Below are 26,391 nucleotides of genomic sequence, written 5' to 3'. Positions count from 1 at the left end.
AGACCTTTTAAAATTCCTTTTTTGATATGAACCTTAAAAAAACAGCAATAATTATTCTTCTGGCTTCATGGGCATTAAAATCAAATGCTCAAGAAGTTAAATTCCCCGCGTTTAGTGCTGAAGCACACCGTGGCGGACGTGGCTTAATGCCTGAAAATAGCATTGAAGCCATGTTAAATGCCGTGAAAATCGATGGTATTACCACCCTGGAAATGGATACACATATTTCAAAGGATGGTAAAGTAGTGGTAACCCATGATGATTACCTGAGCCCGGCTTTTATGCTTACACCTGATGGAAAGGATATCCCAGCAACTGATGCCAGGAAATATCCGATTTTCGGAATGAATTATGCTGAAATTAAACAATTTGATTTAGGAACAAAATATTACGATCTTTTTCCTCAGCAAGTAAAAGTAAAAACGAATTTACCTTTACTCGCTGATCTGATTGATGCCGTACAGCGAGATATTAAAAAAAATAAACGAAAGCCCTTTTTCTATAACATTGAAACTAAATGCAGCCAAAGCGGTGATGGGATTACCAATCCTAAACCTGAAGAATTTGTTAAACTTTTGATGGATGTAATTTTAAAGAAAAAGATCGCTGATTTTGTAGTGATCCAATCTTTCGATAAAAGGACTATCCAGATTATCCATGAGAAATACCCCAAAATAAAAACTTCTTTCCTGGTGGCCAATAAAAAAACGTACGAAGAAAATATGGCCGATTTGGGTTTCAAGCCGTTTATTTTAAGTCCGGTTTGGCAAATGGTGAATGAAGAACTGGTTAAAAAGGCACATGCCGATGGCGTAAAAATTATACCTTGGACAGCTAATACCTTAGCCGACATTCAAAAATTAAAAGCTTTACATGTAGATGGGATTATTTCCGATTATCCTAATATTTTAGTTCAGGCGAAATAGTATTTCAGTATTACAAAAAAATAAGATGAAACCACTTTTAAATAGAGTACTAGTCACCAATATTTTATTTATTTTTATTTTCACAGCAGCTTCTGCCCAGGTGGTTAAATGGGACAGTACCTACCGTCCGGCTAAATACGTTGAACTGGTGGCTAAGTTTAAAGCAGATCCAAAATCAAAAAAAGATATTATTTTTTTAGGTAACAGCATCACTGCCGGAGCAGACTGGGCTAAACTTTTAGATCTTCCACAGGCTAAAAACAGGGGTATCTCTGGCGATATTACCTTTGGTGTATTAGATCGTTTGCAAGATGTGATTGAGGGTAAGCCGGCGAAGATTTTTATTTTAATCGGTATTAACGACATCTCCAGGGACATTCCGGATAGCGTGATCTTAAGGAATTATAAAACCATGACGGCCAGAATCAGAAAAGGATCGAAGAAAACAAAAATTTATTTCAATACACTATTACCTGTTAATACTGCTTTCGAAAAGTTTAAGAAACATTATGGCAAAGACGAGCATATTCTTTGGCTTAATGATGAAATCAGAAAATTTGAAGCTAAAAATGTAATCGTGATCGATCTGTACCCAAATTTTATTGATCAGAATAAACATTTAAAGGCAGAGCTTACAAAAGATGGTCTACATCTTCTTCCTGCCGGATATCAGATTTGGGCTGATTTTCTAAAAAAAAGCGGCTACTTAACGGAACGTTAATTTAAATCTCGCAGATTTTAAAATCTGCGAGATCTTTTAATTTATGAAGCTTTAAAGCGAGATATAATCGCCGGCAATTGTTACCCGATCCTGGTCAATATGGCTTAATTGAGGCACATGGCCCAATGCTTTTACCTGGCTATACTGCTGAATATATCTTTCGGTCTCCTTATTTTCATCTCCGTTAAAAATGATACCCTTAATCGGAATTTGGTATTGTTTTAGCAGACTGACTGATAATAAGGTATGGTTAATACTGCCCAGGTAATTTTGTGAAACCAATATCACTTCTACTTCCAGCTTCTTGATCAGGTCTACAATGAGTTCGTTTTCATTTAAAGGTACCATCAAACCGCCAGCGCCTTCAATAATCAAGTTGTTATCGGTTAAAGGCATATTGATCCTATTCAGATCAATGTGAACACCATCCAACCTGGCTGATAAATGCGGCGACAGGGGTTGTGTCAATCTATAACTTTCGGGATGGATAACCGTTTGTGTATTAGTAATTAAACGATCTATTGTTATACTATCGCTGGTATCTAAATCGCCAGATTGGATCGGTTTCCAATAATCGGCTTTTAGTTTTTCGGTTAAAATAGCACTTACTAATGTTTTTCCGATGCCTGTTCCAATGCCTGTGACAAAATATTTATTCATTTAATTTAATTCTTTAAGATGATTAACCAATGAAATAATTTCTTCATCAGTATTAAAGGTATGCAAGCAGATCCTGAGCCTTTCTTTGCCTAATGCTACCGTTGGGCTTAATATGGCCCGTACATCAAAACCTTTGCTTTGCAAGATGACAGCAGCCTGTTTGGTTGCTTCGTTTGATGAAAACAGAATACCCTGGATGGTACTTTCGCTATCAATGGCCTCGATCTGATCTTCTTTTAATAATTTTCTAAATAAAGCAATTTTTTGATGGATGGGCTGCAGGTCAACTCGGTATAAGTGCTGATAGGCACAATTAACTGCAACAATATTATGAATCGGGGCCGCAGTGGTGTAAATGAATGATCTGGCAAAATTAATAAGGTAATGCCGCAAATTTCTACTACCTAAAACAATAGCTCCATGCACACCCAGGGCTTTTCCAAAAGTTACAATGCAGGCAAATACCCGATCCGTTAAGTTAAGCTGATTGATTAATCCTTGTCCATTTTCACCAAAAACGCCTGTGGCATGGGCTTCATCTACGATCAGATTGGCAGAATAACGCTCGCAAAGATCAGATATCGCTAATAATGGTGCAATATCTCCATCCATTGAATAAACGCTTTCTACCACCACAAATATGTTCCCTTTGGCGAGTTTAAGTTTATCTTCCAGATTATTTATATCATTATGATGAAACTTAAAACGCGTAGCATGGCTTAATCTACAGCCATCTATAATACTCGCATGAATCAATTCATCCGTAATAATGGTGTCGCCACGTTGTGGTATGCTGGATAAGAGCCCAACATTGGCATCATAACCAGAGTTAAAGATCAATCCACTTTCGGCCTGGTGAAAATCGGCAATAAATTGTTCAGTTTCTTCTGTAAAATGTGTATTTCCAATTAATAATCTCGAACCACCAGCGCCATTCAGGTAATTAGGTATTGACGCCAGGGTAGCGTTGATCATCTGCTGTAATTCACCAGATCTGGCAAAACCTAAATAATCATTAGAACAAAAATCAACAGGAGGGGAGTTTGTTGATAAATTCCTGATCGAAAGCTGATCTTTCCGCTCCTGAAGCTTACCGCCAATAAACTGTTCAATTTTACGCATTCCTCAAAAGTAAAAAAAGCGTCCCGAATAATCGAAACGCTTTCAAAAATATAATTAATTACTGTTTTTAAAATTTATCCTTGTGCAGGCGGATTAGAAACTACCGGTGCTTTGTCTTTTCTACCTCTGTCACCCATGCCTTTTCTCATTTTTTCACCTCTCTCTTTCGCTTCGGCACGAAACGCATCCATTTTAGTTTTTTGATCTGCGGTTAAAACGGCATCTATTTTAGTTTTTTGCTCATCCATTGCTGCTTTACGCTCTTTCATTTTTCCCTTCATGTCACCCTTATCAGCAGATCTCCAGGCTTCCATTTTCTTTGCATTTTCTAACTCAATGGCGTAAATCTTGCTTTTTTGATCAGTGGTTAAACTCAATTGTTTCTGCAATCTGGAAGTTACTTTTTCTGCCCTTTGCTCGGCAGTCATTTTAGGCATTGCCCTTCTTGCGTGTTTTGTACTGTCTTGAGCGAATGCAGCGGTTAAGCCCATTACTGCAATTGCTACTGTTAAAATTACCTTTTTCATGTGATGTGTTTTTATGTGTTTGTTAAATCAATAGATAGATAAAAGCACAAAGGGTTTAACCGGCACATGTTAAAAAAATGTTAATTTTTATTTAATTGGGAAATTGATTTCTGCATCTGCGCCATCATTTGCGTCAAGGTTTCCATAGTTGGGTCTGGTGCAGGTTCAGGCAATGAGGTTGATATATAGGCTTTAGCTTTCCAGATTTCCAGGATATCATCAGCGGCTATGGTATAGGCATCGTAGACTTTATTATCGGATATCAGTTTCAAATCTTTGTTTTCTCTGAAACGGTTACCTGCTCTTTTATATACTACACCTTCATTTTTGCTAATCACAATATAAGTTTCGCCGGTTTTTACCTCATTCCAGTTATCCATATACTCGCCAATAATTACACTTCCTGGTTGAACAGGTAACATACTATCGCCCATGATTTCGAAAGCCCTGAAAGTGCCTTGTCTTAATGCAGCCAAAGGGAGTTGGAATTTAGGCAGATCGCTTATATATTGAGGATCTGAAAAGCCGTTTAAATAACCGGCACTTGCCTTAACCGGAACCAGTTCGATATTTTCGCGGTCTTTCTGATCAACAGAAATGCTCAGTACCCTTAAGTTAGATCCCTGGCTTTTTGGTTTAGGCTTCCAGCTGTCAGATATTTTTTCATTGATGAATTCATCAATAGTAAGATCAAAGTATTCGGCTATTTTTTTTAGCAAATCATATTTAGGTTCCGCACGGTCTTCCTCGTAAGCACCGATAAGCGATCTCTTGATTTCCATGATATCAGCGAAATTCTGCTGCGTATGGCCTTTTTTCTTTCTGAGGTACTTTAAATTATTTGAAATATTTGACATAAAAATAAATTTTAAAATAAATTTGGAATTACTAAAATAGTTAGTAATTTTATGCTCATAAAGTTAGTAATATTATTTTGATTTGCAAGAACACATACTAATTAGTTTAGTTTTAATTTTAAACATAAGATCATGAAAAAGTTTGTTTATATCGTTACCGACAGAAATCGTACAAGTATGCACGTGGGCATGAGCTCTGATTTAATAAAGACACTGGATTTCTACAAACAGATGCCAAACTTGTTTTTTGATAATGGGCAACAATTAACCCGCCTGGTTTATTTTGAGGAGTTTAAAACAGAAGCACAGGCTTTGGTGCGTTTTAAGTCAATAAGCCGGTTTACACGTATGCAGAAAGAACGCCTGGTAAGATCTTGTAATCCAGATTGGATTGATTTAACTATAGGCCTTGATTTCGAAAATATTCTTTTACACCGGAATATCAATAACCAGGTTAAGTTATCATTTACAAGCCTGTCTTAGTTAGTTTTAAGGTTGATGTTTACAGATTGAATTTTATCAGAAATCATGATTTATAAATATGTTAAAAAAAATGCTTGAATGAAAAGGATTATTGAGCCTCATCATTCAAGCAATAATTATAGTTTATCATCTATAAACATGATATATTTATTCATGAAACTTATTGATTTATCATCCATTGTTTCGAACTCAAATATTTCATTCTTTTTCAAAACAAACTGAGTGTTAAAATTACGATTACAATATCCTTCGCCAGACTTGGAAGCATTATTTAAAATTTCAAATTGTTTTTTGGCAATTTCATTATTTTTAAATTCATAAATACGAATGTGAAAATTGTAATAATAGCTCGAAAAACTTTTATTACTTCGATTGATCTTTGTTCTCCGATTATACTTGGTTTTTTTTGACCTAGTTTTAATTGAGTAAACCCGCATCCCTTTCATATTAATATGATATTGAATATGCTTCACACAATCGAAAATAAAGCTATACTCTTCTTTTGATTTATCAGTTGTATATGTGGTTAATTCTACATCATTTTTTTCTAATTCAGTTTTTAATTTATATATGACACCTAAATTATCGGGCATATTTACGGTATTTATAGTATCATGAGTATATTCAGTATGAAGCAGTTTATATAATATAGAATCTTCTGACTTGTTCTGACAAGAAAGAGCAAACAGACAGCTACAACTGAGTAAAAAAGGAGTGAAAAATTTCATATTTTCTTGGGTTGTAAGCAGTAATCGCTTTACATTATTTAATTACGATAATAGAAGATTTTCACATTACTTTACAACATAAATCCTTATAATATTAATTTTTCTTGTATCTATTACGCTTTATGAGGTAGTATAGTAAAGTTGGAATCACTATAAATAGAGAAATCCCTAATGAAATAAATTCCATAATTTAGTCGTACCATCCGTAAGAAAAATTAATCTGTACAAAAATAAAACGAAAGATAAAAAGTAGGTTAAGCCCCGTTACAAGATACCAAAGCCACCTTTCCCAAATACTTTCATGGTCAGTATAACTCTCCGCTATGATTCTGAAATAAAATATTATACTGGCTATCTGAATAAATAAAACCAATATTATCATATCATTATTCTTATATTACTTCACATCATAAATCCCTGGGTTTCTAAATTTCTACCTCCTGGAAGATATAGTGTGATGCCGGGTACAGATATTCCACCCTTTCCATATTTTAAAAATAATGATTCTTCATTTCTTAAATATGGATCTTCACTATTTGTTATAATCTTAATAATCTCCCTTCTCCCATATATTCCATTTTATAGTCTTTAATAGGTAACACATGGTATAGTCATTTCCATTTCATCTAATTTAAAAGAAAATGCCATTTACTTAATCATCCAATCAGTCATCATTCAATTCTTACCATCCTGGCGCAAACGTTAAACCAAATACTCCGGTTTTAACATCTTTTCTTTGAAAAGGGATCGCATAATAAGGTTCTAATACAAAATATCCAAAAACATTCACCCTCAAAGATATACCAACACTCATTGCTGGCACACGCTCTGTTGTAGCCTGATAAGTAACCGGGTTTCCCTTATCGTCAACTGTAGGTTGTTTATTTGCATCTAAAACAGGTTCAGTAGTGTAAGTTGGTTCACTTTTAAACTTCACTTTAGTATCGTTGGTCCAGGCCAATCCCGCATCGAAGAATAAATTCAGGTCGGTGAACAAAAACTTAGAAGGTATAGCAGCTAACTTTTTAGGTCCTGTAAATGGCAAACGAACTTCGAAGTTAAATACAGCTATTTTACTTCCTGTTAACTGGTTAATATCAAAAGATCCTGTTGATCGAGCGGAAGTGCTTTTATAAATAGAGTTTGATTCATAACCCCTGATCAGATAAGGATAACCCAGATACATCGGATAAAGCCTGTCTGCATCTTTACCGATTCTTAAGGTATTATAACTTCTTACCGCAAAAGTTACCGGTTTAGCCCTCCAATATTTACGAAGATCGGCCGTTACACCTGCAAAATTATAAGTACCAAAATATTTTTCGCCACTTACACGATATCTGAAACCATCGAGTGGACCAGTAAGCCCAAATATTGAATTATCTCCAACAAAGCCTGCATTTATTTGATATAGCGTAAAAGAGTTAAATGGAATACCGTAATCATTAGAAGCTACATCGTTAGAAATCCTGCTACGGTCTGAACCAATATAGTTCCCGGCCGAATTATAAAAATTACTATATCGATCTACCCTGTAACTATAATGAGAAAATGCACCGCCCAACTCAAACCGATGTATTTTACTAAATGGATAGGCCCCATAAACCTGCAGCTGATCTTCGAAAGTCCTGATAATGTCTGTTCTGTCTGCCAGGGCATTTATAGTCGTATTATCACTTGTGGGTATATTTTGATAACCATAAGATCTAAAACCAGATACGTAAGGAATATGCGAAACGGCGGCACCCCAGTTGATTCTGCTTTTTTGATTAATATAACCCACCAAGCCACCAAAATCGTAAATTTCTCCATTTACCGATAAATTAGCTATAATCTGGTTCGTACCCAATATATCGCTGAACATGCCTACAATACCACCAGAAGCACCAGTCCCAAAACGGCTGGTTGAAACACCCACACCGCTATTTGCCAGGTAATCTAACCTGAATTTTGGTTTATAAGGTACCGTTTTCATCGAATCAGCCACTATTTTCTCGAAACGGTCAAAGTTATTTAAATTAGAATTGATAATATTTACACCAATGTTCTCCATAGGTGGAAGGATAGCGGCATCAAAATTTTCTTCCTGATTGCCAATCCTTTTCGCCTTGAAACTGCTTAGCTTAGCATTATACAAAGTATAACGTTGGTAGCGATAATAGCTGTATACAATATCATCAGTTGTAGAGACAGAAATTGCAGGCGAAAATTCGGTAATTCCACTAATTCCTGTAAAATAATCAGTTAATTGATCAACAGTATTATCGGCAAAGTTGTATTTATATAAATTTCTAAAGCCATCTCTATTTGATAAAAAATAGATGTTTTGGCTATTTGAAGAAAACTGTGCATTCAGGTTATTGGCTCCCGGAAAAACGTCCAAATTGCTGACCGTTTTAGTCGTAATATCATAAACGGCAAGGTTTATTGGTAACACGGCATTAGTAACATTGGCTTGAATGGCTGCTCTATCTGACGAAAATACCAGTTTTTTACCATCAGGTGAGTAATTTGGGGCATAATCAGAATATACATCGTTAGTGATCTGGGTAACTGCCTTGGTATCGAGATTATAAGAAAATATATCACTCTGCCCTTCAACCATACCCGAAAAAGCAATATCTTTTCCATTTGGTGACCAGGTTAAATTACCAAACTGTTGTACCTGACCCATTGCCGTTTGAGAAACTGTAGTTCCGTTTGAGACATTAATGATCATCATCTGGTTTTTACCATGACTGAAGATACTAAAGGCAAATTGTTTACTATCCGGCGACCACGCACCGGCTGATTCTATAAAGTTGAAATCGTCAATGTGACCATTGGAGATCTGGCTGCTGAGTTTTCTGATAATCCTACCGGTTTTAGCATCTGCGAGAAATAAATCTATACCAAAAAGATCTTTCTCAGACATAAATGCCAAATATTTTCCATCGGGACTTAGGGCAGGGGCAACGTTCATATTGCCTGCATTTTTATTATCAATAATTTTTGTACCTGTAATTTTGATCTGCGAACTATCGGCTTTCAACATTGGCTTATAATGTGCGTCGATGGAGTTTTTCCATAAGCCCGATAATGTTTTATCATCATAGCCGAAGGTATACCTGATCGCATTTTCATAGCCATATTTTGCAGTATTCTTAAACAGTGGAACAATCGTGGTATCGCCGTATTGTGAACCGATGTAGGTCCAAAATGCCTGACCATAACGGTAAGGAAAATATTTATTAGAATTGGTTAAATCTTTTAATGAAGGAATATCACGGTTTAACATGGCATCTCTCATCCACATGGAAGTAAATGCATCTTTCTTTCCGATTGATAAATACTCGGCCATCCCTTCAACCATCCATAGTGGCGTTTGTCCAACGTTTTCTAAACTAATCGAATCTTTTTCCAGCAGGAGATGGTATTGAAAAGCATGAACAAGTTCATGGCCTAACACGTGCCTGGTTTGACTATTTAGCTCCATAACCGGCATAATTACCCGATTTTTTAATGCCTCGGTTACTCCACCTGTACCAATTCCAATTTCGCCGTTAAGCACAGTTGTCTGTTGAAAATCGGGGTGGTTATTATATAGGATTATAGGATTTTTCTTTAAAAAAGTATCTCTAAAAACCTCCTGGTGCATTTTGTACCAGGTTTCGGCATCTTGCGAAAAACGTTTTAAAAGTTTATCGTTTTTGATATAATAATAGATCTCAAAATGGGGTGTTTGTAAAACCTTAAAGTCTAGTTTTTTATACCTTACTTTATTTTGTCCGAAGTATTGGGCTTTAACTGAAAAAGAAAGAATAAGCAAAAGCAATAAAGAAAAATATCGCCTTAATAAAGTAGAGCCTATTTTCATATATGTGGTTTTAGTAATAATTGTTCAAAAATTTACGAAAATGAAATGGTAAGAAATCTGGAAATAAAAGTAATAATTGTTTAAAAGAGTATTAAAAATTTAACAATTTTTTAAAATCCTATTATCTATTTCACATACATAGTGAACTATTTCTAGTTGTTTCGATCCAAAAAAACTATTGCTGATTGGTTTCTTCGTTTTTCTTTTTTTCCTTTTCTTCCTGACGTTGTTTTCTTCTCAGTTCGCGTTCTTCTTTTCTGGTAAGTGGAACCGTAGGGGTAACGGGACTTTGAGCAGGCTCTGCTTTCTTTTCTTCTTTTTTAACATCAGGTTCATTGTTTATCGGTTCAGTAGTAACTGGTATTTCGGTGGGAACAGTAAAATCAGTAGAATCAACAGCTACACTGTCAGTTGATGTAGTATCCCTAACAATTGTTGGACTAGGACAATTGTAAGTACGGGTAATATCAACTGTTGCTTTAGGGAAGGGTCCGTAAGTATAACCTGAGTTTGGATCGAGGTATACTTTTTCCATAAACCTGGCAAAAATTGGTAAGGCCGTTCTCGATCCTTCTCCCTGTTCGCCATTTTTAAAGTGCGCCGTTCTTTCATCGCAGCCCACCCAAACACCGGTGACCAAATCTTTGGTTAGTCCCATGTACCAGGCATCTACATAATCAGATGAAGTACCTGTTTTACCACCAATCTGATTGTTTTTTCTGAACAAATCTGGCCATTCCCACAGTGCTTGTGAAGTGCCTTCTGGTTCTTCCATGCCACCGCGGAACATATAAGTCATTAACCAGGCAATTTCTTCAGTTAAAACCCTTTTTGTTTTAGGCTTAAATTCATCTATTAAATTGTTATCCTGATCGGTAATTTTTTCTACTAAAATAGGGTCTGTTTTAATCCCTTTATTCATAAATGTAGCGTAGGCTTTTACCATTTCGTAAACAGTAACATCATTTGAGCCTAAACTTACAGATGGTACAGACTCTAAATGGCTGTCAATGCCGCACTCATGCGCATACTTAACTACATTATCCCAGCCCACCTTTTCGGTTACCTGTGCAGTAATCGTATTTACTGATTTTGCCATTGCCCATCGTAAACTCATTTCACGGTAAGAAACACTGTAATCGGCATTTTTAGGCTCCCAATATTTTGTTTCACCCTTATCCTGATAAGCGATTTTAACCGGTTTGTCGGTAAATTTATCGCAAGGACTCATCCCTTGTTCTAAAGCCGTTAGATAAGCAAATGGTTTAAAGGTTGAACCTGCCTGACGTTTAGATTGATTAACGTGATCGTACTTGAAAAACTTATGATCTATACCACCCACCCAAACTTTAATTTTACCACTTGCAGGCTCCATGGTCATCATTCCGGTATTCATGATTTTCCCATAATAACGGATGGAATCTAAAGTAGAGAATAAGGTATCGCGATCGCCTTTATAGGTGAAAATCTGCATTTTTTTCTTTTTATTGAAATAGGCGGTAACAGAATCCGGATGATTAGGAAACTTCTTTTGCAAAAGCGCATAAATCGGCAGGTTTTTCATCGCTCTGTCCGGATAATCGACCTTCTTTTTTTCTGAATCATACCATGGATCTTCGTTTCCCCATACGCTATAAAATCTGCGCTGCAAAATCCTCATCTGATCTGCAACAGCCTCTTCTGCATATTTTTGAAGCTTCGAATCAATAGTGGTGTAAATTTTTAATCCATCTTCATAAAGGTCATATCCATTATCCGTACACCATTTTTCTAAATATTTCGCCACAGCTGCCCTCAAATAAGAATCGCCATCACTACCATCCTGCATTTTACCTTCTTTTAGTTTAATAGGCTCCTTTGATAGTTGTGTTAAGCTATCTTTGCTGAGGTAATTATACTTGTTCATTTGCGCAAGTACCACATTTCTTCTTTCTAAGGCTTTTACAGGATTTTTGGTTGGATTATATAATGTAGTACCCTTTAACATGCCCACAAGCATAGCCGCATCTGTAGTAGCCAAATCTTTTGTCTCTTTATCAAAGTAAATCCGGCTGGCGGTTTTTATACCATAGGTATTGTTACCAAAAGATACGGTATTCAGATACATGGTAATGATATCATTTTTAGAGTAGTTAGCTTCTAACTTTACCGCTGTCATCCACTCCTTTAGCTTTACAATCAAGGTTCTTACCAAAGGTATTTTTATCAATAACCCCTGCGATTTATTGTAACGTGTACGGTAAAGATTTTTCGCCAATTGCTGGGTAATGGTACTCGCACCGCCATCTTTTCCAAAACCTATAACAGCGCGGCCAACGGCTTGCACATCAATACCCCAATGTTTATAAAAACGTACATCTTCTGTAGCAACCAGCGCATGTATTACGCTAGGTGCAATATCATCATAATTTACGGGCGTTCTGTTTTCTTTAAAGTATCTGCCAATCAGTTTTCCATCGGCAGTGTACAGCTCCGAACCCACACGCAGGGTAGGTGCTTTTATATCACGAACACTTGGCGAATAACCAAATAACCATAAAAAGTTTAATTGCAGGGCGGAAAAGAAAATTATTATAAAAAATAAAACTATTGCAAAATAACGTAAGTACTTGTTTTTTATCTCTTTAAACATATTGGATAAGATAATCTTTAGGTAAAAGCTGTGGCGTTAAATATAAAAAACTCTATATGCAAATTAACGTATTTAATTTACTTATTTTTTAGTTCTATATTTAAATTATCGATGCTTCGATTTAGCTAAAAATAATATATAATGATGAAAAACGAATTTAAAGGATTAATTGTACAAGGGGATAAGAAATTTTCATTGAAAAACCATAAAACTGATTTTACAGGCGGTTATAACAAAGAAAAAGCTAAAGATGCACTGATAAATTCGAAAATAGAGTTAAATCACTTACAGGAGAAATTGTATGCTTCCCGAAAACATGCTGTTCTGATTATTTTTCAGGCGATGGATGCGGCTGGTAAAGACAGTGCGATTGAGCATGTAATGAGCGGATTAAATCCGCAAGGATGTCAGGTTTATAGTTTTAAAACACCTACACCAGAAGAATATGACCACGATTTTTTGTGGAGACATTATAAAGCCTTACCAGAACGCGGTAGGATAGGGATCCATAACCGTTCGCATTATGAAAACGTTTTGGTCTGCAAAGTGCATCCGGAGTACATTTTAAGTGAAAATATTCCAGGTTTTCATGATGTTAAGAAGATCAACAAAAGCTTTTGGCAACAGCGTTATCAGAGTATCAAAAATTTTGAAGAACATTTAACAGACAATGGCACGGTAATTTTGAAGTTCTTTTTAAATGTGAGCCAGGATGAACAAAAAAAACGTTTTTTAGAACGTATTGATGATCCTGCTAAAAACTGGAAATTTTCTTCGGGAGATATTAAAGAAAGGGCTTTGTGGGATAAATATATGGATGCATATGAGGATGCAATTAACGAAACCAGTACAATCGCATCTCCCTGGCACATCATACCTGCAGATAAGAAATGGTTTGCAAGGCTTACAATAAGTGAAATTATTGAAGATAAGTTGAAAAGCCTTGATCTGAAATTTCCTGTATTAGATGAGGAGGAGGAAGCTAAACTCGGAGAAACCAAGCGTATTTTATTAGGTGAATAAAAAAATGCAGGTCTATAAGCCGGGTTCTGTTTCCTGATTGCTCAGGATTTCTATCATTTATCTACTATAAACGTTGCCGTTTATCTCTAACGACCTACCCACTAACATCGGACGGGCAGCCCTACGTACGTTAGCCTATTTGGTCTTTCAACTCCCGGGGTTTACAAACCACTACAGTCGCCTGCAATGCTCGTGCGCTCTTACCGCACGTTTTCACCCTTACTACGACGTGAAGCCGTAGCGGTATATTTTCTGTTGCACTAATCCGTAGCCCAGGTTTTCATTCCTGAACCCCTTTCCGTTAGAAAGCGGGATGCCCTGCGTTGCCCGGACTTTCCTCTCTTCCGATTTTATTCGAAACAGCGATAGAACAACCTGCATTTTGTGCAAAGATGGTTTTTTTTAAGCACAAAGGCGAAAAATGTAAAGATTTATCTTTGGATATCGTTATGATGAATTTATTTTACAGGTAGAGATATTGTTTTCATTTGCCCTGTAGCTACTTCGTGGTCAGCATCGATGTGGATACCCATAAGACCCTGAAATAAATACTTAAGGAATTTTACAATTCTGCAAATCTTTTGAAACCTGGGAGTAAGGTACAAATCCCTGTTTGTTACCAAACGAATTGGTAACATAAACCATTACCTGCGCCACATCGATATCTGCCAGTTCGGGGAAAGCTGGCATTTTTTCTTTATATTCTTTACCATGAACGATTAAAGATTCATTGGCGCCATTTTTGATGATGCAGGCCAAACGAGATTTGTTTGCCTTTAGAAATACAGAATCAGTTAATGGAGGTGCCAGCTGACCTAAACCTTCACCGTTTTCACCATGACAGTTCTGACATTTATTTTTATAGATATCTTTTCCGTTAGACATATAATTTTGCAAATCGATGGTTTCCTGATTTTGGCAGGAAACAACGATGCCTGTAATAAAAAGAAAAAAAATTGAACTAATGATGTACTTGCGCATAGATGTTTTGTTGTAAAAATCGTCATGTCGAGCTGAATTAAATGGAGCCGAGAAGCATAGAGTGCTCAGCGAATCTAATGGCTAGATAGATAGGTCTCCCCATTACGGTCAGTCGAGATGACGACTTAGATTATTACTTTTTATATTCCGCCAATAAAACTGGAATATCTTTTTTTAATTGTTCTACCTGATCTGCTTTGGTACCATCATAAGCTCCACGGATCCGTCTGTCTTTATCAATCAAAACCAGATACCCCTGATGAATATAACCGTCTTTAGCCGTACTATCCTCGCCAACAGCAACTAAGTAGTTCTTTTCGGCCAAAGTATACACGCTATCTTTAGTACCATAAAGAAACTGCCATTTTGGACCATCCACACCTAGTTTTTGAGCATATTTTTTCAGAACATGAGGCTTATCATATTTAAAATCAATCGTATGTGATACAAACATCACATCTGGATTGGTTTTAAAGTCATTATAAACTGTCATTAAATTACGGTGCATAGTAGGGCAAATGGTTGTACACGAAGTAAAAAAGAAATCGGCTATATAAATTTTGCCATCTGTTGCTTTATTTGTTGTGACCACGCTGTCCTGGTTCAGGAAAGACCAATCGGGAATGGTTTGGTAAACGGTATCTATTTTCTCTTTGCCAGTGGCATCTTTAACGGTTTCAGCATGGCGCTCGCCATAAAATGGAAGTTTTTTTTCTTGTTTGCATGCCGTAAATATAGAAACAGCCAGTAGAGACGTAGCTAAATAAATAGTGATTTTATTCATGATGTTATTTTAAAAATGTAAATATACGAGGTATTTTTCTTATGAAATTAATTGTTTAATGAAGTCCGGGGTCAGATGTCAGAAAATTGAAAGTTCAGACGGTTAAAACCTATGGCTTTATCTCTTCCGACCTCGGTCTTCCGACTCCTGAACGCAACTCATTTTTTCATGTACTTGGCGGGCTCTGCCACAAACTTTTGCTTACAGCTTTCTGAACAAAAATAATAGGTAACTTTATGATATACTGCATTTTTTGATGCACCAGCTTTCACCTTCATTTTGCAGACAGGATCTGTTACTACTTTTTTTGCTGAATCGATCAGATTTGCTTTTGGATGGTCGATTATATTATTAGCATTTGATTTTAGCGCTAATGTTGCTAATCCAATTAGGATTATTGCTGAGATTGATTTTTTCATTTTGAATTTGTTTTAGCATAAAGTCGGCAGTCTAAAGATTTAGTTTGACAGATGAACTGCTAAGCTCCATATCTTCAGACTCCTGACTTTCAGACTTCCGACTCGGGACTATTTTTTATTTTACGTTATATTTGCTTATCAATGAATCAGATGCTTTAGTTACTTTGATATAACTATCTTCAACCGCCCTGATTTTTACCATTTCTGCTTTATAATAGTCAAGATCTTCCTGTGCGGTTTTTCCTTTAAATTCATCTTTAAAGAAATGCATCCAATCCATCATTTTTTCATCAGCAGCATTTAATTGTGTGATTAAGCTAACAATTTTTTGTTTTAACGCAGCCGAATCCGGTGAAAGCTTTATCCGGTTTGAAACCAAAAGTGTATCTAACTTCATTTTATTCCTGATAACTTTCTCGCCATCATTCATCAATTTATCGTGGATATTTAATACTTCCTGGCGAACCGCTTTAGCGTCCGGCTCAGTTTTGCAAGCAATAAAAAAAACGGTTAACAAACCTAGTATTGCCATATTTAATCTTTTCATATTCTGTAATTTAAAAATTGTAAGAAATTCCAACGTATACTTTGCCTGCACTCATCGGATGATCGGTTTCGGCTTCCCAGATATTCTTTTGTAATCCGGCATTTAACGACACATTTTTATAAAAAACATCAATACCTGCACCACCCATTAGGTTATTCATTACGTGCTCACCTGTTTTTTGGCCTTTATACTTTTCGCCACCAGAATACTCATAAAAAAACTGTGCAGATGGCATGATCTGAACATCCTTACCAATTCTTTGGACGTAAAAGATATTCAAGAAACTGGTCGTACTGTTCGCAATGCCTTCATCGCGACTATTGGTTCCGTTTACCTTGTATGATGTGTTCAGGCTGGCACCAAATTTGCCCAATCCAACCATATAATTCAGATACACAAAACCATCAGTACTACCGGTTCCAGCCTGCATCAGCGAAGAGTAGCGGATGCCTTCCGTATTTTTTAAATTATTTTCTCCGGTTGGTAATTTTATACCGGCTCCTGCAATTAACTGTTGTTTAAAATTATCTTCCAGTTTCTGCACCAAATGATAACCTGCATATAAATTGATATCACCAAGACCTGAAATAGAAGAGGTATAGCCGTTGTAACGCTCACTGTTGGAAACATAAGGTAAAATGGCATTAACTTCCAGTTTGCTGTTGATGAAATATTTCCCCCTGATCTCTAACGAGCGATAAAGCTCATAGTCACTGGGATTGCCCGCATGATTTGTTATGGGTGAATCCTGGCTTCGGGCTGGAATAAAGAAATTTCCGCCATTCGGGAACAGAGAATGTGATTGCCCTTCATAACCATTAAACGAACGGTAACGGTATAAAAGGCTGATGCTGTTTCGATTATAATAGGGCGTAATGCCCATAAAACAGCCACAGATATCACAGGCAATTACCTGGCTGCTGGTGAGTACTAAAATTATAATTAATAATTTACGACTCAGCGAATAATTTATTTTTGATAAATTCATTGTCTGTTAATGTTTTTAAAAATGCTTTAATCTGCTCTTTTTCTGTAGTGCTTAGCGGAATGCCATTTTTCAATTGGGTGTCGAGATTGGTAGATGCGTTAACGCCAGAATTGTAGTGCTCCAATACCTCATCCAAACTGTAAAAACGGCCATCATGCATATATGGACTGGTATATTCGATGTTGCGCAAAGTAGGTACGCGAAACTTTCCAAAATCTGAAGCTAAGCCTGTAATGTGTGAACGTCCTTCATCTGCACTCATCAAATCCAACCCATTACTTCGGTAAGAAAAATCAGTAAAAAACGGCTCTGCATGACAGGAAGTACATTTTTCTTTGAACAAATTGTAACCAGCAAGTTCCGAAGCTGTAAATGAAGCGCCAGCCTCTTTACGGATTACTTGATCATACTTTGAATTACCAGAAACCAACACCGCTGTAAACTGGGCAATCGACTTCAAAATGAGCTGTGAGTTGATTTCTGTTGAACCGAAAGCCTGTTTAAATAAATCAGGATATGGCGCCGTATTTTTTAGCAATGCAACGATGGTCTGGATATCCGTGCCCATTTCGCAGGCGTCTGTAATGGCATTCAAAGGAGAGGTTTCGATGTTTTTCACACCACCATCCCAAAAGAATGCTTTTTGCCAGGCCAGATTAAAAAGGGGCGGGGTATTACGCTTTCCCTGACAGTTGTTTACACCATGGCTTACCTTATGATCAAGTTGAGTGAAGGCTGCAAATTGCTGATGGCAACTTCCACAGGAAACGCTCTTATCTGCAGATAATCTGGCATCATAAAATAATTTTTTACCCAGTGCAAATCCTGCGTTACTTAATTTATTGTCTTCAAAATTATATGCCGGAGCTGGAAAGTTGGAAGGAACCGAAAAAGCAATTTTCTCTTCTTCCGGCGTTACCTCATCCTCGCTCTTACTACAGGCATACATCAACGCAATGCTTAACAGAAGCATTGCGAAGACAGTTATTTTCCTTAACATTAATTGTGAATGTGATCTAAACGAAATAGGCCATTCGCATAGTTATTGGCCACAATTACTGAATTTGCTCCCCCCATAGTGAAATACAAGGTCGAGAAACTAATATCTGTTTTACCTGTAAATAACGCGGCAGCATTCACAATAAAGTGCATGTTTGGTTTGCCATCTGTACGTACACGAAGTGGATTTGCGGCATTAATCTCGGTAGCAAATGTTTTGATCGTATTGTTTGGATCGGTAACACCCCCAATGTGAAAAGTAAGTGTATTTCCCGTTGCCGGCGATTGTGGCGACGTTCCTTCCAATTTAACAAAAATATAGCCGCTGTTCCATGTCCAGAACATGCCATTTATTGGATCCAAAGCTCCTGTTTGGGCACCAGCAAAATTACGGGCATAATCTACTCCAATAGTATATTCGATTTTGGTATAATCTCCAACAGGTACATCTTTCAAAGTAATGTTTGTTGATTCTGCTTTTGAAGCATCGATTAAAAAATAGCTTTCAGGTATAAGATAAGTCGTTCCGTCGGCTTTGCTTAATTTGATATTACTTACATAATATTTAAATACGTTGATTTTAAAATCTTCGCCTTTGGCATTTTGGTACGTAGTGGTATTTAAAACTAACGGACTTCCGTTTACCTGATTTTCAAACTCGATTGAGAATGTAGATTTAGCATCTGCAGTAACCTCATTGCTGTCTTTTTTGCAGGAAGATAATAGGATTATAGGGCATAACAATGCCAAAAAGTATGGTGATAATTTCATTTTTAGAAAATTGGATAAGTGAAAATAATTTGTGTTAGCCTGGGCCAGGTCGTCATTTCGAACGGAAAATAATGTAGTCGCGGAATCTATACCATTAGATAGTTATCCCGGAAATTCACGACCACACTTCATCAGAAATGATGACTGTTTTTACGGGTTTTAAGGTTTGGCTTCGCTCAGGATGTAATACTTAAAACTGTACGAGATCGATACCAACACGTAAAAACAAAAGAATTTACTTAAACCGTTTTCGGTGGATGAAAAATAGAAATGGAAAGATCTTTAACCGGTTTTTCGATATAAAGACTTTCTGAAGTGATGAAGAAATAAGGGAGATAGTGATTTATTGCTATTGTTTGAAACTGAGGCTCAGCTTCTACAACTCTTTTCAGGTTTTCTTGTACCTGTTTGTTTTTACCGTCTAAATCTTTCAGCTTTTTAGCCAGGAAACACTGTCCATCACAATGCAGTTCAGGATGTGCTTTGTTTATACAAAATACACTGGTAATATATTCTTTGTTCATTTGATAACCTGAATAAATCACCAGCTGCATGAAACCGTTGCTAACAGTGCATGTAATGATCAGATATATTAAGATTTTTTTGAACATGGTATTGCGCTGCAAAAGTATTAAAGAAATTGATTGCAGCAAAGAAAAATAAAAAAGTGACTGATTTTAATATTATAGGTGAGGTTTTACCTGATATAAGGTAATATTTTCAATGAATTTAAAGTCTTTGAGATTTAATGTGTAAAGCTCTAAATCATGAAACATTGCGGTAGATGCAGTTAGCGCATCTGGCAGATTAAGATTGTGTGATAAAGAAAATTGCTCTATTAATTTTACTGCTTGTTTTGATATTGGAGAAGAAATGGGCAGAACCACCAAACTATCTATATCTTTTCTGATTAAACTTATTCCTTTCTGTTTCTTGCTCCATATAGTAATTCTCCACAGGTAACATCTGAAACTGCAATGCAGTTTTGGCCAATGCTCTTTACAGTTTCGATAACACTAAAATTTCCTTTATAAATTTCAATAAAGATATTTGTATCAAAAAGAGCCATTATCTTTTCCAGGCTTGATCTCTAAGTTCTTCCGAGTTAACATCATAATCACTCCAAATGCCTTGAGATAACGAAAACTCCGCTGCATCGGATGGTTCCAATTTATCAGTAGTTTTTAATTCTGCATCGATATCCCATGACTTTAAAAAGTCTAATAACGCATCAATTTTGCGTTGCTCTATATTGTTTTTCAAAATTATTGCTGTCATGATTCTAACTTTTTGAACTTGTAAATATATAAGCAATCTATTTTTATTGGGATTTAAACGCATAAAATATATTATCATGATTTATCTCATTCTTTGTCCAAAAATTTATGGAAGGAATGGAAAACTCCTCAATCATCTTAGCGCTGATTTAGTAATCAGTTGAGCAAAAACTTGAAAAACTCCTTGATGATCGTAGCCATTGTTTAGTTTAAAAGTAATTTAAGTTATCTTGCCGTACACAAAAATGAAACCTATGAAATTATTTAAAACTATCGCGTTAATGATAGTATTATCATCTTGCGCCAAAAAGGAACTTCCTGTGGCACCACCAACTTTTAACGATCCAAACTGGACCAGGGTCGAAATTGCCAACGGGAAAGAGGCTCATGCCATTTACGGCAACATTGATGATACTTTAATGGTATCTACCCTTACCGAGATTTATCAAACTACCGATAAGGCTAAGACATGGAAGAAAACAAAAATTAATCATCAGCCTATTTATGGATTTTTATCAGTTAGAGATACAATTTTTGCACTAGAGGCCAATAGTCTTAAAAACAAAGACAATCAATTGCTTGCTACATTTAGCCAGTTTTTTACACTAGACAAAGGTTTTACCTGGAAAAGATGTAGTCAATATAATGTCTCTGAACAAAGAGCGCAGGAATTCGCGACGGTTTCTTTAAATAATCAGATTAAATTCAAGCTGAAAGAAAATATAGAACCTTTTAAAGGTGAACCAGCAAACGGTTCGGGTTATGTTTTGAAAAGTGATATAGAGGTATTTACTAATGGATTTTCAAAAATACTTTCAGTTCCTTTTGATAATCAGATTACCAATATACATGTAGACGGGGCGGGGCGATTATATGTTTCAGCCACCAGGGCTATATATGATAAAACAACCGGAAAATTTGCTTCAGCTGAAAAAAACGAACCTGCTATTATTTATATTTCTAAGAAAAATGTTAAAGAGTTAATTGATTGATCGGAATCCTCCGTACTAATCCGTACCTCTATAAGAATTAAAAGGTCTTAGCAAGATGCTAAGACCAGTGAAGTTCAAAAAAGTCTCTAAAAAAGAAATCGTCCCAACTTGATCGGATAGCTATCGGATGGGAATCTTAAAGCGCTTGCATCAAGATTCCCGTATGCGCGGGAATACGACCGCACTAGCGGATCTGTCAGTGGTAGCTTGCCGAAGAACCTCTTGTGAATGTTTAAAAGGCGTTTCGGCAGGCTTAAGGCGATAAATACAAATATAATTAATCGTTAAAATTATGCCTGTAAATCAGCCATAACTGTTTTGATTTTTTCTTCTAATTGCTTATTAACAGAATCAAAATCTTTTTTATCTGCTAAAGGTGCATTTACGCTGCAATAGAATTTAATCTTAGGCTCAGTACCACTAGGGCGTGCAGAAACAATGCTACCATCTTCGGTAATAAACTGTAACACATCTGAAGTAGGATAATCCAGTTTGGTTACTTTTCCAGTTGCCAAATCTGTTTCCTGTCCTAATTCGTAATCTTTTAATACCGATACTTTAGAGCCGCCCAATGTTGCAGGAGGATTTTCTCTAAATTTAACCATCATGGCTTTGATTTCTTCGGCACCTGATTTACCTTTTTTGGTCAGCGAAACCAGATCTTCTTTATAAAGGCCATATTCTACATACATATCCAATAGGGCATTGTATAAACTAGCGCCTTTATCTTTATAGTATGCCGTCATTTCAGAGATAAAAGCCGCAGAAACTACCGCATCTTTATCGCGTACCAAATCACCGATCAGGTAACCGTAGCTCTCTTCACCACCGCCAATAAAGTATTTCTTACCTTCCAATTCGGTCATTAATTGACCAATGTATTTAAATCCGGTTAAGGTATTGTAGTATTCTACATTTTTCTTTTTGGCAATTTCTTCGATCAGGTTCGAGGTTACAATGGTTTTTACAATAAACTGATTACCATCTAACTTACCACTGTCTTGCCAGGCTGATAGTAAGTAATTAATTAACAGACTACCCGTTTGGTTACCATTAAGCAATACCCATTCGCCATCATTATCCTTTACAGCGATACCCACGCGGTCAGCATCAGGATCGGTTGCTAAAACTAAATCAGCATCAATTTCCTTTGCTTTGTTCATTGCCAAGGTTAATGCATCTTTTTCCTCAGGGTTAGGATACACCACCGTTGGGAAATTGCCATCTGGTGTACTTTGCTCTTCAACAATGGTAACATTTGTAAAACCAAACTGCGCTAAAGCTTTTGGAACTAATGTAATGCCTGTTCCGTGAATAGGAGAGTACACAATTTTTAGATCATGCTGCCTTTTGATTGCTTCGGGAGAGATTGAAAGTGCAGTAATACCATCTAAATACAATTTATCAACCTCTTCGCCAATCAGTTGAATATTGGCATCAATACGGTCGAATTTTACTTCATCTATGCTTTTAATTTTATTTACCTCATCAATAACCAACTTATCATCTGGAGAGGTGAACTGGCCACCATCAGCACCGTAAGCTTTATAACCGTTATATTCTTTAGGGTTATGCGAAGCGGTTAACATTACTCCACTTTTGCAGCCGAAATGGCGCACAGCGAAAGAAAGCTCTGGTGTTGGTCTTAATGCAGAAAAAAAGTATACATATATGCCATTTGCTGAGAACACATCTGCAGTAATTTTTGCAAAATAATCAGAGTTGTTGCGGCTATCATGTGCAATGGCCACTTTAATTTTCTCATTCGGATATTTGTTATTTAAGTAGTTGGCCAAGCCCTGGGTAGCCGTTCCGATGGTATATTTATTTATACGGTTAGAACCTGCACCCATAATGCCGCGTAAACCGCCTGTTCCGAACTCTAAACTTCTATAAAATGCATCCGTTAACTCGGTAGTTGCATCTTTATCTACAAGGGCCTGAATTTCTGCCTTGGTATTTTCGTCATAATTCCCACTTAACCACTGATTAATTGTGGCTTGCGTTGATTGGTCAATTGCTTGCATTGAACTTTTATTTTTAATTTAATATCTGGTGTTGAACAAATTTTATTGAATGATGTTTCGTTGAAACTCATTTATTTCAACTCATCCAAATTTTATTTTGTTGAGGGTGTTGCTTTTAAGCTGCTTTTGCTTAATTTCACGCCCCGATACAATAATAAAGAAAATCCAGTATTAATGTGAGGCGATTGTAACTTTTTTAAAATAGTTGCAAAAACAATTAGGTTGCTGTCCTTTAATTATAGGTAAAAACAATTTATAAACAGATGAAAATATTAAAATTTGGGGGTACCTCTGTAGGCAGTCCTGAGCGCATGACGAAGTTATTGGATATCATTAATCCAAATGAAGAACAGATTGTAGTTTTATCAGCCGTGTCTGGGACTACAAACAGTTTAGTAGAAATTGCAAATTATTTTTTAGCTGGAGATAAGCAGAAGGGAAGTGAGTGTGTTGAAAATCTATATCAAAAATATAAAACTTTTGTTGTTGAGTTATTGCCTGCTGCGGAATTTCAGGAACAGGGTAATGAAGTAATTGATTATCATTTCAGTTTCTTAGCTGGATTAGCAAATGATATTTTCACTTCAATTGAGGAAAAAGTAGTGTTGGCCCAAGGTGAGTTACTATCTACCACTTTATATCATATTTATTTAAAATCTATTGGCGTACCATCGGTATTGTTACCTGCTTTGGATTTTATGAAAACTGATGAAGATAATGAACCTGATATTCCGTTTACCACGAAACACTTAATGCCGTTATTGGAGCAGCATAAAGACAATAAATTATTCATTACGCAAGGCTACATCTGTCGCAACAGTTTTGGCGAAGTAGATAACCTACGTCGTGGCGGAAGTGACTATACCGCATCACTGTTAGGCGCCGCAATTCTGGCTGAAGAAGTTCAGATCTGGACAGATATCGACGGCATGCACAACAACGATCCGCGCATTGTTAAAGGTACCAAACCAATCGCCCAGTTATCATTTGATGAAGCAGCGGAGCTGGCTTACTTTGGCGCAAAGATTTTGCATCCGCAGTCTGTTTTCCCTGCCCAAAAGTATAAAATTCCGGTTCGTTTATTAAATACAATGGAACCTTCAGCTGCCGGTACTCTAATTACCCATGATAGCGAAAAAGGCAGGATTAAATCAATAGCTGCCAAAGATGGTATCACGGCAATCCGCATCCAATCAAGCCGCATGTTGCTTGCTTATGGTTTCTTACGCAGGGTTTTTGAGGTTTTTGAACGTTATAAAACACCAATTGATATGATTACCACCTCCGAGGTGGCCGTATCGTTAACCATTGATGAAACAGCGCATTTACCACAGATTATCGAAGAACTGGAAAGTTTTGGAACCGTTGAGGTAGATACCAACCACAGTATTGTATGTGTAGTGGGCGATTTCGGTTCAGAGAAACATGGTTTTGCGAGCAGGGTTTTAGAAGGTTTAAAACATATTCCGATCCGCATGATTTCTTACGGTGGAAGTAACTATAATGTTTCGCTTTTAATTTTGAGTGAATATAAGACAGAAGCGCTAAGAAGCTTACACAATAGATTATTCGAATAAGAGGAAAAAAGCACCTATTACAAGCAGCAATCCGATAAGGCAATGAAGAGCCAGAAAGTTTGCTGGTAATAATCCGTTTCTATATTTTTTGTAAGAGTTATACAATCCGGCAGAAAGAATAAGAACGATAAATATGGCTGCTGCTATCTTCATTTTTTGATAAATAAAAGAAACAGTACAATAAGAAGTAGTACGATAAAAAATCGGATTTTTCCATTGTATTGTTTACGGGTAATTCTTCCATGCTTTAAATCCAGGTAGTTACCAAAATAAATTAGCCCAAAGAATAAAATTAAAATTATAATAAGGAATCTGAACATGTTCGCCGATAAAGATATATCAAAGTTTAACAATATTGAAACGCCTTTTTACTATTACGACACCGATCTGTTACAAAAAACCTTGCACACTTGTGCAGATGCAGCAGCTCCATATCAATTTCATATCCATTATGCATTAAAGGCAAATTTCAATCCTGTACTGTTAAACCAGGTCAAAGAAATTGGTTTTGGTGCAGATTGTGTAAGTGCTGGCGAGGTAAGAAGAGCAGTTGAAGTAGGTTTCGACAATAAAAAAATCGTTTTTGCCGGAGTCGGTAAATCTGATAAAGAAATTAATGAGGCGCTTGACCTTGATATTTTCTGTTTTAATGTAGAATCTATCCAGGAATTAGCGGTATTAAATGAACTTGCCGCTAAAAAAGGTAAAATTGCTCAGGTAGCCATCCGCATTAACCCAAATGTTGATGCACATACACATCATAATATTACGACAGGTTTAGATGAAAATAAATTTGGGATCAACTCATGGGATTTACCCGAATGTGCCGATACCTTAAAAGCCTCTCCAAACCTGAAATTTATCGGCATTCATTTTCATATCGGCTCACAGATTACCAATCTGGATGTTTATAAAAACCTTTGTGTCCGCGTAAATGAATTTTGTACCTGGTTTGAAGACAAAGGTTTTGTTGTAGAAGTTTTAAATGTTGGTGGTGGTTTAGGTATAGACTACTATAACCCTGATAATCAGATACCGGACTTTAAATCTTACTTCAAAATATTTAAAGATTTCTTAGCAGTAAAACCAAATCAGGAAGTTCATTTTGAATTAGGTAGGGCCCTGGTTGGCCAATCAGCATCTTTAATTACCCGTGTATTGTACATTAAAAACGGAAAGAAGAAAAACTTTGTGGTTTTAGATGCAGGCATGACAGAATTGATGCGTCCGGCATTGTATCAAGCCTATCATAAAATCGAAAATTTGTCTCAAATCTCAAATATCAAATCTCAAATCTCAGTTAAATATGACATTGTTGGACCGATCTGCGAGAGTACTGATTGTTTTGGTAAAGAAGTGGAACAGCCCGAATCTTTCAGAGGTGATATTTTTGCCATCCGTAGTGCAGGTGCTTATGGTGAAGTAATGGCCTCGAAATATAACCTTAGGGATACCATAAGATCGGTTTATAGTAACGAAATCTAATATCAATCG

Annotated in this window: 24 protein-coding genes and 1 other RNA gene; 7 read left to right on the top strand and 18 right to left on the bottom strand. The window is 36.4% G+C overall.

Going from position 1 to position 26,391, the window contains the following annotated elements; translation table 11 throughout:
• Positions 1–26: 26 nt before the first annotated feature.
• Positions 27–926, top strand: coding sequence for a glycerophosphodiester phosphodiesterase family protein (locus BLR60_RS01855; protein ID WP_090496350.1), 900 nt, complete (start codon positions 27–29; stop codon positions 924–926).
• Positions 927–951: 25 nt separating this feature from the next.
• Positions 952–1,647 (top strand): GDSL-type esterase/lipase family protein, encoded by a 696-nt coding sequence (locus BLR60_RS01850; protein ID WP_090496349.1) that lies wholly within the window; start codon positions 952–954, stop codon positions 1,645–1,647.
• A gap of 51 nt (positions 1,648–1,698) precedes the next feature.
• Here BLR60_RS01850 and bioD read toward each other — a convergent pair whose 3' ends face one another.
• The 4 genes from bioD to BLR60_RS01830 all read right to left on the bottom strand — a co-directional run bounded on the left by bioD (position 1,699) and on the right by BLR60_RS01830 (position 4,813).
• Positions 1,699–2,307 carry a dethiobiotin synthase gene (gene bioD, locus BLR60_RS01845; protein WP_090496348.1) on the bottom strand — a complete coding sequence of 203 codons (609 nt, stop codon included), beginning with the start codon at positions 2,305–2,307 and terminating at the stop codon, positions 1,699–1,701.
• Positions 2,308–3,429, bottom strand: a complete 1,122-nt coding sequence (locus BLR60_RS01840) for an aminotransferase class I/II-fold pyridoxal phosphate-dependent enzyme (RefSeq protein ID WP_090496347.1) — start codon at positions 3,427–3,429, stop codon at positions 2,308–2,310.
• 74 nt (positions 3,430–3,503) lie between these two features.
• Positions 3,504–3,956 carry a hypothetical protein gene (locus BLR60_RS01835; RefSeq protein WP_090496346.1) on the bottom strand — a complete coding sequence of 151 codons (453 nt, stop codon included), beginning with the start codon at positions 3,954–3,956 and terminating at the stop codon, positions 3,504–3,506.
• A gap of 80 nt (positions 3,957–4,036) precedes the next feature.
• Positions 4,037–4,813 carry an XRE family transcriptional regulator gene (locus tag BLR60_RS01830; RefSeq protein ID WP_090496345.1) on the bottom strand — a complete coding sequence of 259 codons (777 nt, stop codon included), beginning with the start codon at positions 4,811–4,813 and terminating at the stop codon, positions 4,037–4,039.
• Between the two features lie 132 nt (positions 4,814–4,945).
• Here BLR60_RS01830 and BLR60_RS01825 point away from each other — a divergent pair, with 132 nt between their 5' ends.
• Entirely contained in the window at positions 4,946–5,296 is a 351-nt protein-coding gene (locus BLR60_RS01825; protein WP_090496344.1) for a GIY-YIG nuclease family protein, read from the top strand.
• A gap of 116 nt (positions 5,297–5,412) precedes the next feature.
• Here BLR60_RS01825 and BLR60_RS01820 read toward each other — a convergent pair whose 3' ends face one another.
• The 3 genes from BLR60_RS01820 to BLR60_RS01810 all read right to left on the bottom strand — a co-directional run bounded on the left by BLR60_RS01820 (position 5,413) and on the right by BLR60_RS01810 (position 12,512).
• A complete protein-coding gene (locus BLR60_RS01820) occupies positions 5,413–5,889 on the bottom strand; it encodes a hypothetical protein (RefSeq protein ID WP_143009006.1) in 477 nt (158 codons plus the stop codon).
• A gap of 817 nt (positions 5,890–6,706) precedes the next feature.
• On the bottom strand, positions 6,707–9,880 hold the full coding sequence (locus tag BLR60_RS01815; RefSeq protein ID WP_090496342.1) for a peptidase MA family metallohydrolase: 3,174 nt from the start codon (positions 9,878–9,880) through the stop codon (positions 6,707–6,709).
• A gap of 175 nt (positions 9,881–10,055) precedes the next feature.
• A complete protein-coding gene (locus BLR60_RS01810) occupies positions 10,056–12,512 on the bottom strand; it encodes a transglycosylase domain-containing protein (protein WP_090496341.1) in 2,457 nt (818 codons plus the stop codon).
• A 141-nt stretch (positions 12,513–12,653) separates the two neighbouring features.
• On the opposite strand from BLR60_RS01810, the gene BLR60_RS01805 reads away from it, so the two are divergent.
• Positions 12,654–13,535, top strand: coding sequence for a polyphosphate kinase 2 family protein (locus BLR60_RS01805; protein WP_090496340.1), 882 nt, complete (start codon positions 12,654–12,656; stop codon positions 13,533–13,535).
• Here BLR60_RS01805 and rnpB read toward each other — a convergent pair.
• From rnpB to BLR60_RS01750, 10 genes are all read right to left on the bottom strand, one after another.
• Positions 13,535–13,917, bottom strand: an RNA gene (gene rnpB, locus BLR60_RS01800) — RNase P RNA component class A. The genes BLR60_RS01805 and rnpB overlap by 1 nt on opposite strands.
• Before the next feature lie 170 nt (positions 13,918–14,087).
• On the bottom strand, positions 14,088–14,516 hold the full coding sequence (locus BLR60_RS01795; RefSeq protein ID WP_090496339.1) for a c-type cytochrome: 429 nt from the start codon (positions 14,514–14,516) through the stop codon (positions 14,088–14,090).
• A 133-nt stretch (positions 14,517–14,649) separates the two neighbouring features.
• Complete coding sequence (locus BLR60_RS01790) at positions 14,650–15,300, bottom strand: SCO family protein (RefSeq protein WP_090496338.1); 651 nt, start codon at positions 15,298–15,300, stop codon at positions 14,650–14,652.
• 158 nt (positions 15,301–15,458) lie between these two features.
• Entirely contained in the window at positions 15,459–15,719 is a 261-nt protein-coding gene (locus BLR60_RS01785) for a YHS domain-containing protein (RefSeq protein ID WP_090496337.1), read from the bottom strand.
• Positions 15,720–15,834: 115 nt separating this feature from the next.
• Positions 15,835–16,266, bottom strand: coding sequence for a hypothetical protein (locus tag BLR60_RS01780; RefSeq protein WP_090496336.1), 432 nt, complete (start codon positions 16,264–16,266; stop codon positions 15,835–15,837).
• A gap of 10 nt (positions 16,267–16,276) precedes the next feature.
• Entirely contained in the window at positions 16,277–17,254 is a 978-nt protein-coding gene (locus tag BLR60_RS01775; protein WP_090496335.1) for a transporter, read from the bottom strand.
• Positions 17,217–18,227, bottom strand: coding sequence for a cytochrome-c peroxidase (locus tag BLR60_RS01770; RefSeq protein ID WP_244155560.1), 1,011 nt, complete (start codon positions 18,225–18,227; stop codon positions 17,217–17,219). The genes BLR60_RS01775 and BLR60_RS01770 overlap by 38 nt, the downstream gene beginning before the upstream one ends.
• A gap of 26 nt (positions 18,228–18,253) precedes the next feature.
• Complete coding sequence (locus BLR60_RS01765) at positions 18,254–19,024, bottom strand: MbnP family protein (protein WP_090496334.1); 771 nt, start codon at positions 19,022–19,024, stop codon at positions 18,254–18,256.
• Positions 19,025–19,263: 239 nt separating this feature from the next.
• On the bottom strand, positions 19,264–19,548 hold the full coding sequence (locus BLR60_RS01760) for a hypothetical protein (RefSeq protein WP_143009005.1): 285 nt from the start codon (positions 19,546–19,548) through the stop codon (positions 19,264–19,266).
• 544 nt (positions 19,549–20,092) lie between these two features.
• Positions 20,093–20,302, bottom strand: coding sequence for a hypothetical protein (locus tag BLR60_RS01750; RefSeq protein WP_143009004.1), 210 nt, complete (start codon positions 20,300–20,302; stop codon positions 20,093–20,095).
• A gap of 280 nt (positions 20,303–20,582) precedes the next feature.
• On the opposite strand from BLR60_RS01750, the gene BLR60_RS01745 reads away from it, so the two are divergent.
• The gene (locus BLR60_RS01745) at positions 20,583–21,293 is read left to right on the top strand and encodes a hypothetical protein (protein ID WP_143009003.1); all 711 of its coding nucleotides are present in this window, start codon (positions 20,583–20,585) and stop codon (positions 21,291–21,293) included.
• 290 nt (positions 21,294–21,583) lie between these two features.
• On the opposite strand, the gene BLR60_RS01740 is transcribed toward BLR60_RS01745, so the two are convergent.
• On the bottom strand, positions 21,584–23,320 hold the full coding sequence (locus tag BLR60_RS01740; RefSeq protein ID WP_090496329.1) for a phospho-sugar mutase: 1,737 nt from the start codon (positions 23,318–23,320) through the stop codon (positions 21,584–21,586).
• 263 nt (positions 23,321–23,583) lie between these two features.
• Here BLR60_RS01740 and BLR60_RS01735 point away from each other — a divergent pair, with 263 nt between their 5' ends.
• Complete coding sequence (locus BLR60_RS01735; protein WP_090496328.1) at positions 23,584–24,897, top strand: aspartate kinase; 1,314 nt, start codon at positions 23,584–23,586, stop codon at positions 24,895–24,897.
• Between the two features lie 318 nt (positions 24,898–25,215).
• Complete coding sequence (gene lysA / locus BLR60_RS01730) at positions 25,216–26,382, top strand: diaminopimelate decarboxylase (RefSeq protein WP_090496327.1); 1,167 nt, start codon at positions 25,216–25,218, stop codon at positions 26,380–26,382.
• Positions 26,383–26,391: the final 9 nt, after the last annotated feature.

It is taken from the genome of Pedobacter terrae (assembly GCF_900100705.1).
GTDB classification, from domain to species: Bacteria; Bacteroidota; Bacteroidia; order Sphingobacteriales; family Sphingobacteriaceae; genus Pedobacter; species Pedobacter terrae.
This window is presented reverse-complemented; position numbering and strand designations above follow the sequence as displayed.

Bases quoted from the DNA above. Each gene is read 5' to 3' on its own strand.
- BLR60_RS01855 (WP_090496350.1), top strand. From the start codon at position 27: ATGAACCTTAAAAAAACAGCAATAATTATTCTTCTGGCTTCATGGGCA.
- BLR60_RS01850 (WP_090496349.1), top strand. From the start codon at position 952: ATGAAACCACTTTTAAATAGAGTACTAGTCACCAATATTTTATTTATT.
- bioD (WP_090496348.1), bottom strand. From the start codon at position 2,307: ATGAATAAATATTTTGTCACAGGCATTGGAACAGGCATCGGAAAAACA.
- BLR60_RS01840 (WP_090496347.1), bottom strand. From the start codon at position 3,429: ATGCGTAAAATTGAACAGTTTATTGGCGGTAAGCTTCAGGAGCGGAAA.
- BLR60_RS01835 (WP_090496346.1), bottom strand. From the start codon at position 3,956: ATGAAAAAGGTAATTTTAACAGTAGCAATTGCAGTAATGGGCTTAACC.
- BLR60_RS01830 (WP_090496345.1), bottom strand. From the start codon at position 4,813: ATGTCAAATATTTCAAATAATTTAAAGTACCTCAGAAAGAAAAAAGGC.
- BLR60_RS01825 (WP_090496344.1), top strand. From the start codon at position 4,946: ATGAAAAAGTTTGTTTATATCGTTACCGACAGAAATCGTACAAGTATG.
- BLR60_RS01820 (WP_143009006.1), bottom strand. From the start codon at position 5,889: ATGCCCGATAATTTAGGTGTCATATATAAATTAAAAACTGAATTAGAA.
- BLR60_RS01815 (WP_090496342.1), bottom strand. From the start codon at position 9,880: ATGAAAATAGGCTCTACTTTATTAAGGCGATATTTTTCTTTATTGCTT.
- BLR60_RS01810 (WP_090496341.1), bottom strand. From the start codon at position 12,512: ATGTTTAAAGAGATAAAAAACAAGTACTTACGTTATTTTGCAATAGTT.
- BLR60_RS01805 (WP_090496340.1), top strand. From the start codon at position 12,654: ATGATGAAAAACGAATTTAAAGGATTAATTGTACAAGGGGATAAGAAA.
- BLR60_RS01795 (WP_090496339.1), bottom strand. From the start codon at position 14,516: ATGCGCAAGTACATCATTAGTTCAATTTTTTTTCTTTTTATTACAGGC.
- BLR60_RS01790 (WP_090496338.1), bottom strand. From the start codon at position 15,300: ATGAATAAAATCACTATTTATTTAGCTACGTCTCTACTGGCTGTTTCT.
- BLR60_RS01785 (WP_090496337.1), bottom strand. From the start codon at position 15,719: ATGAAAAAATCAATCTCAGCAATAATCCTAATTGGATTAGCAACATTA.
- BLR60_RS01780 (WP_090496336.1), bottom strand. From the start codon at position 16,266: ATGAAAAGATTAAATATGGCAATACTAGGTTTGTTAACCGTTTTTTTT.
- BLR60_RS01775 (WP_090496335.1), bottom strand. From the start codon at position 17,254: ATGAATTTATCAAAAATAAATTATTCGCTGAGTCGTAAATTATTAATT.
- BLR60_RS01770 (WP_244155560.1), bottom strand. From the start codon at position 18,227: ATGCTTCTGTTAAGCATTGCGTTGATGTATGCCTGTAGTAAGAGCGAG.
- BLR60_RS01765 (WP_090496334.1), bottom strand. From the start codon at position 19,024: ATGAAATTATCACCATACTTTTTGGCATTGTTATGCCCTATAATCCTA.
- BLR60_RS01760 (WP_143009005.1), bottom strand. From the start codon at position 19,548: ATGAACAAAGAATATATTACCAGTGTATTTTGTATAAACAAAGCACAT.
- BLR60_RS01750 (WP_143009004.1), bottom strand. From the start codon at position 20,302: ATGACAGCAATAATTTTGAAAAACAATATAGAGCAACGCAAAATTGAT.
- BLR60_RS01745 (WP_143009003.1), top strand. From the start codon at position 20,583: ATGATAGTATTATCATCTTGCGCCAAAAAGGAACTTCCTGTGGCACCA.
- BLR60_RS01740 (WP_090496329.1), bottom strand. From the start codon at position 23,320: ATGCAAGCAATTGACCAATCAACGCAAGCCACAATTAATCAGTGGTTA.
- BLR60_RS01735 (WP_090496328.1), top strand. From the start codon at position 23,584: ATGAAAATATTAAAATTTGGGGGTACCTCTGTAGGCAGTCCTGAGCGC.
- lysA (WP_090496327.1), top strand. From the start codon at position 25,216: ATGTTCGCCGATAAAGATATATCAAAGTTTAACAATATTGAAACGCCT.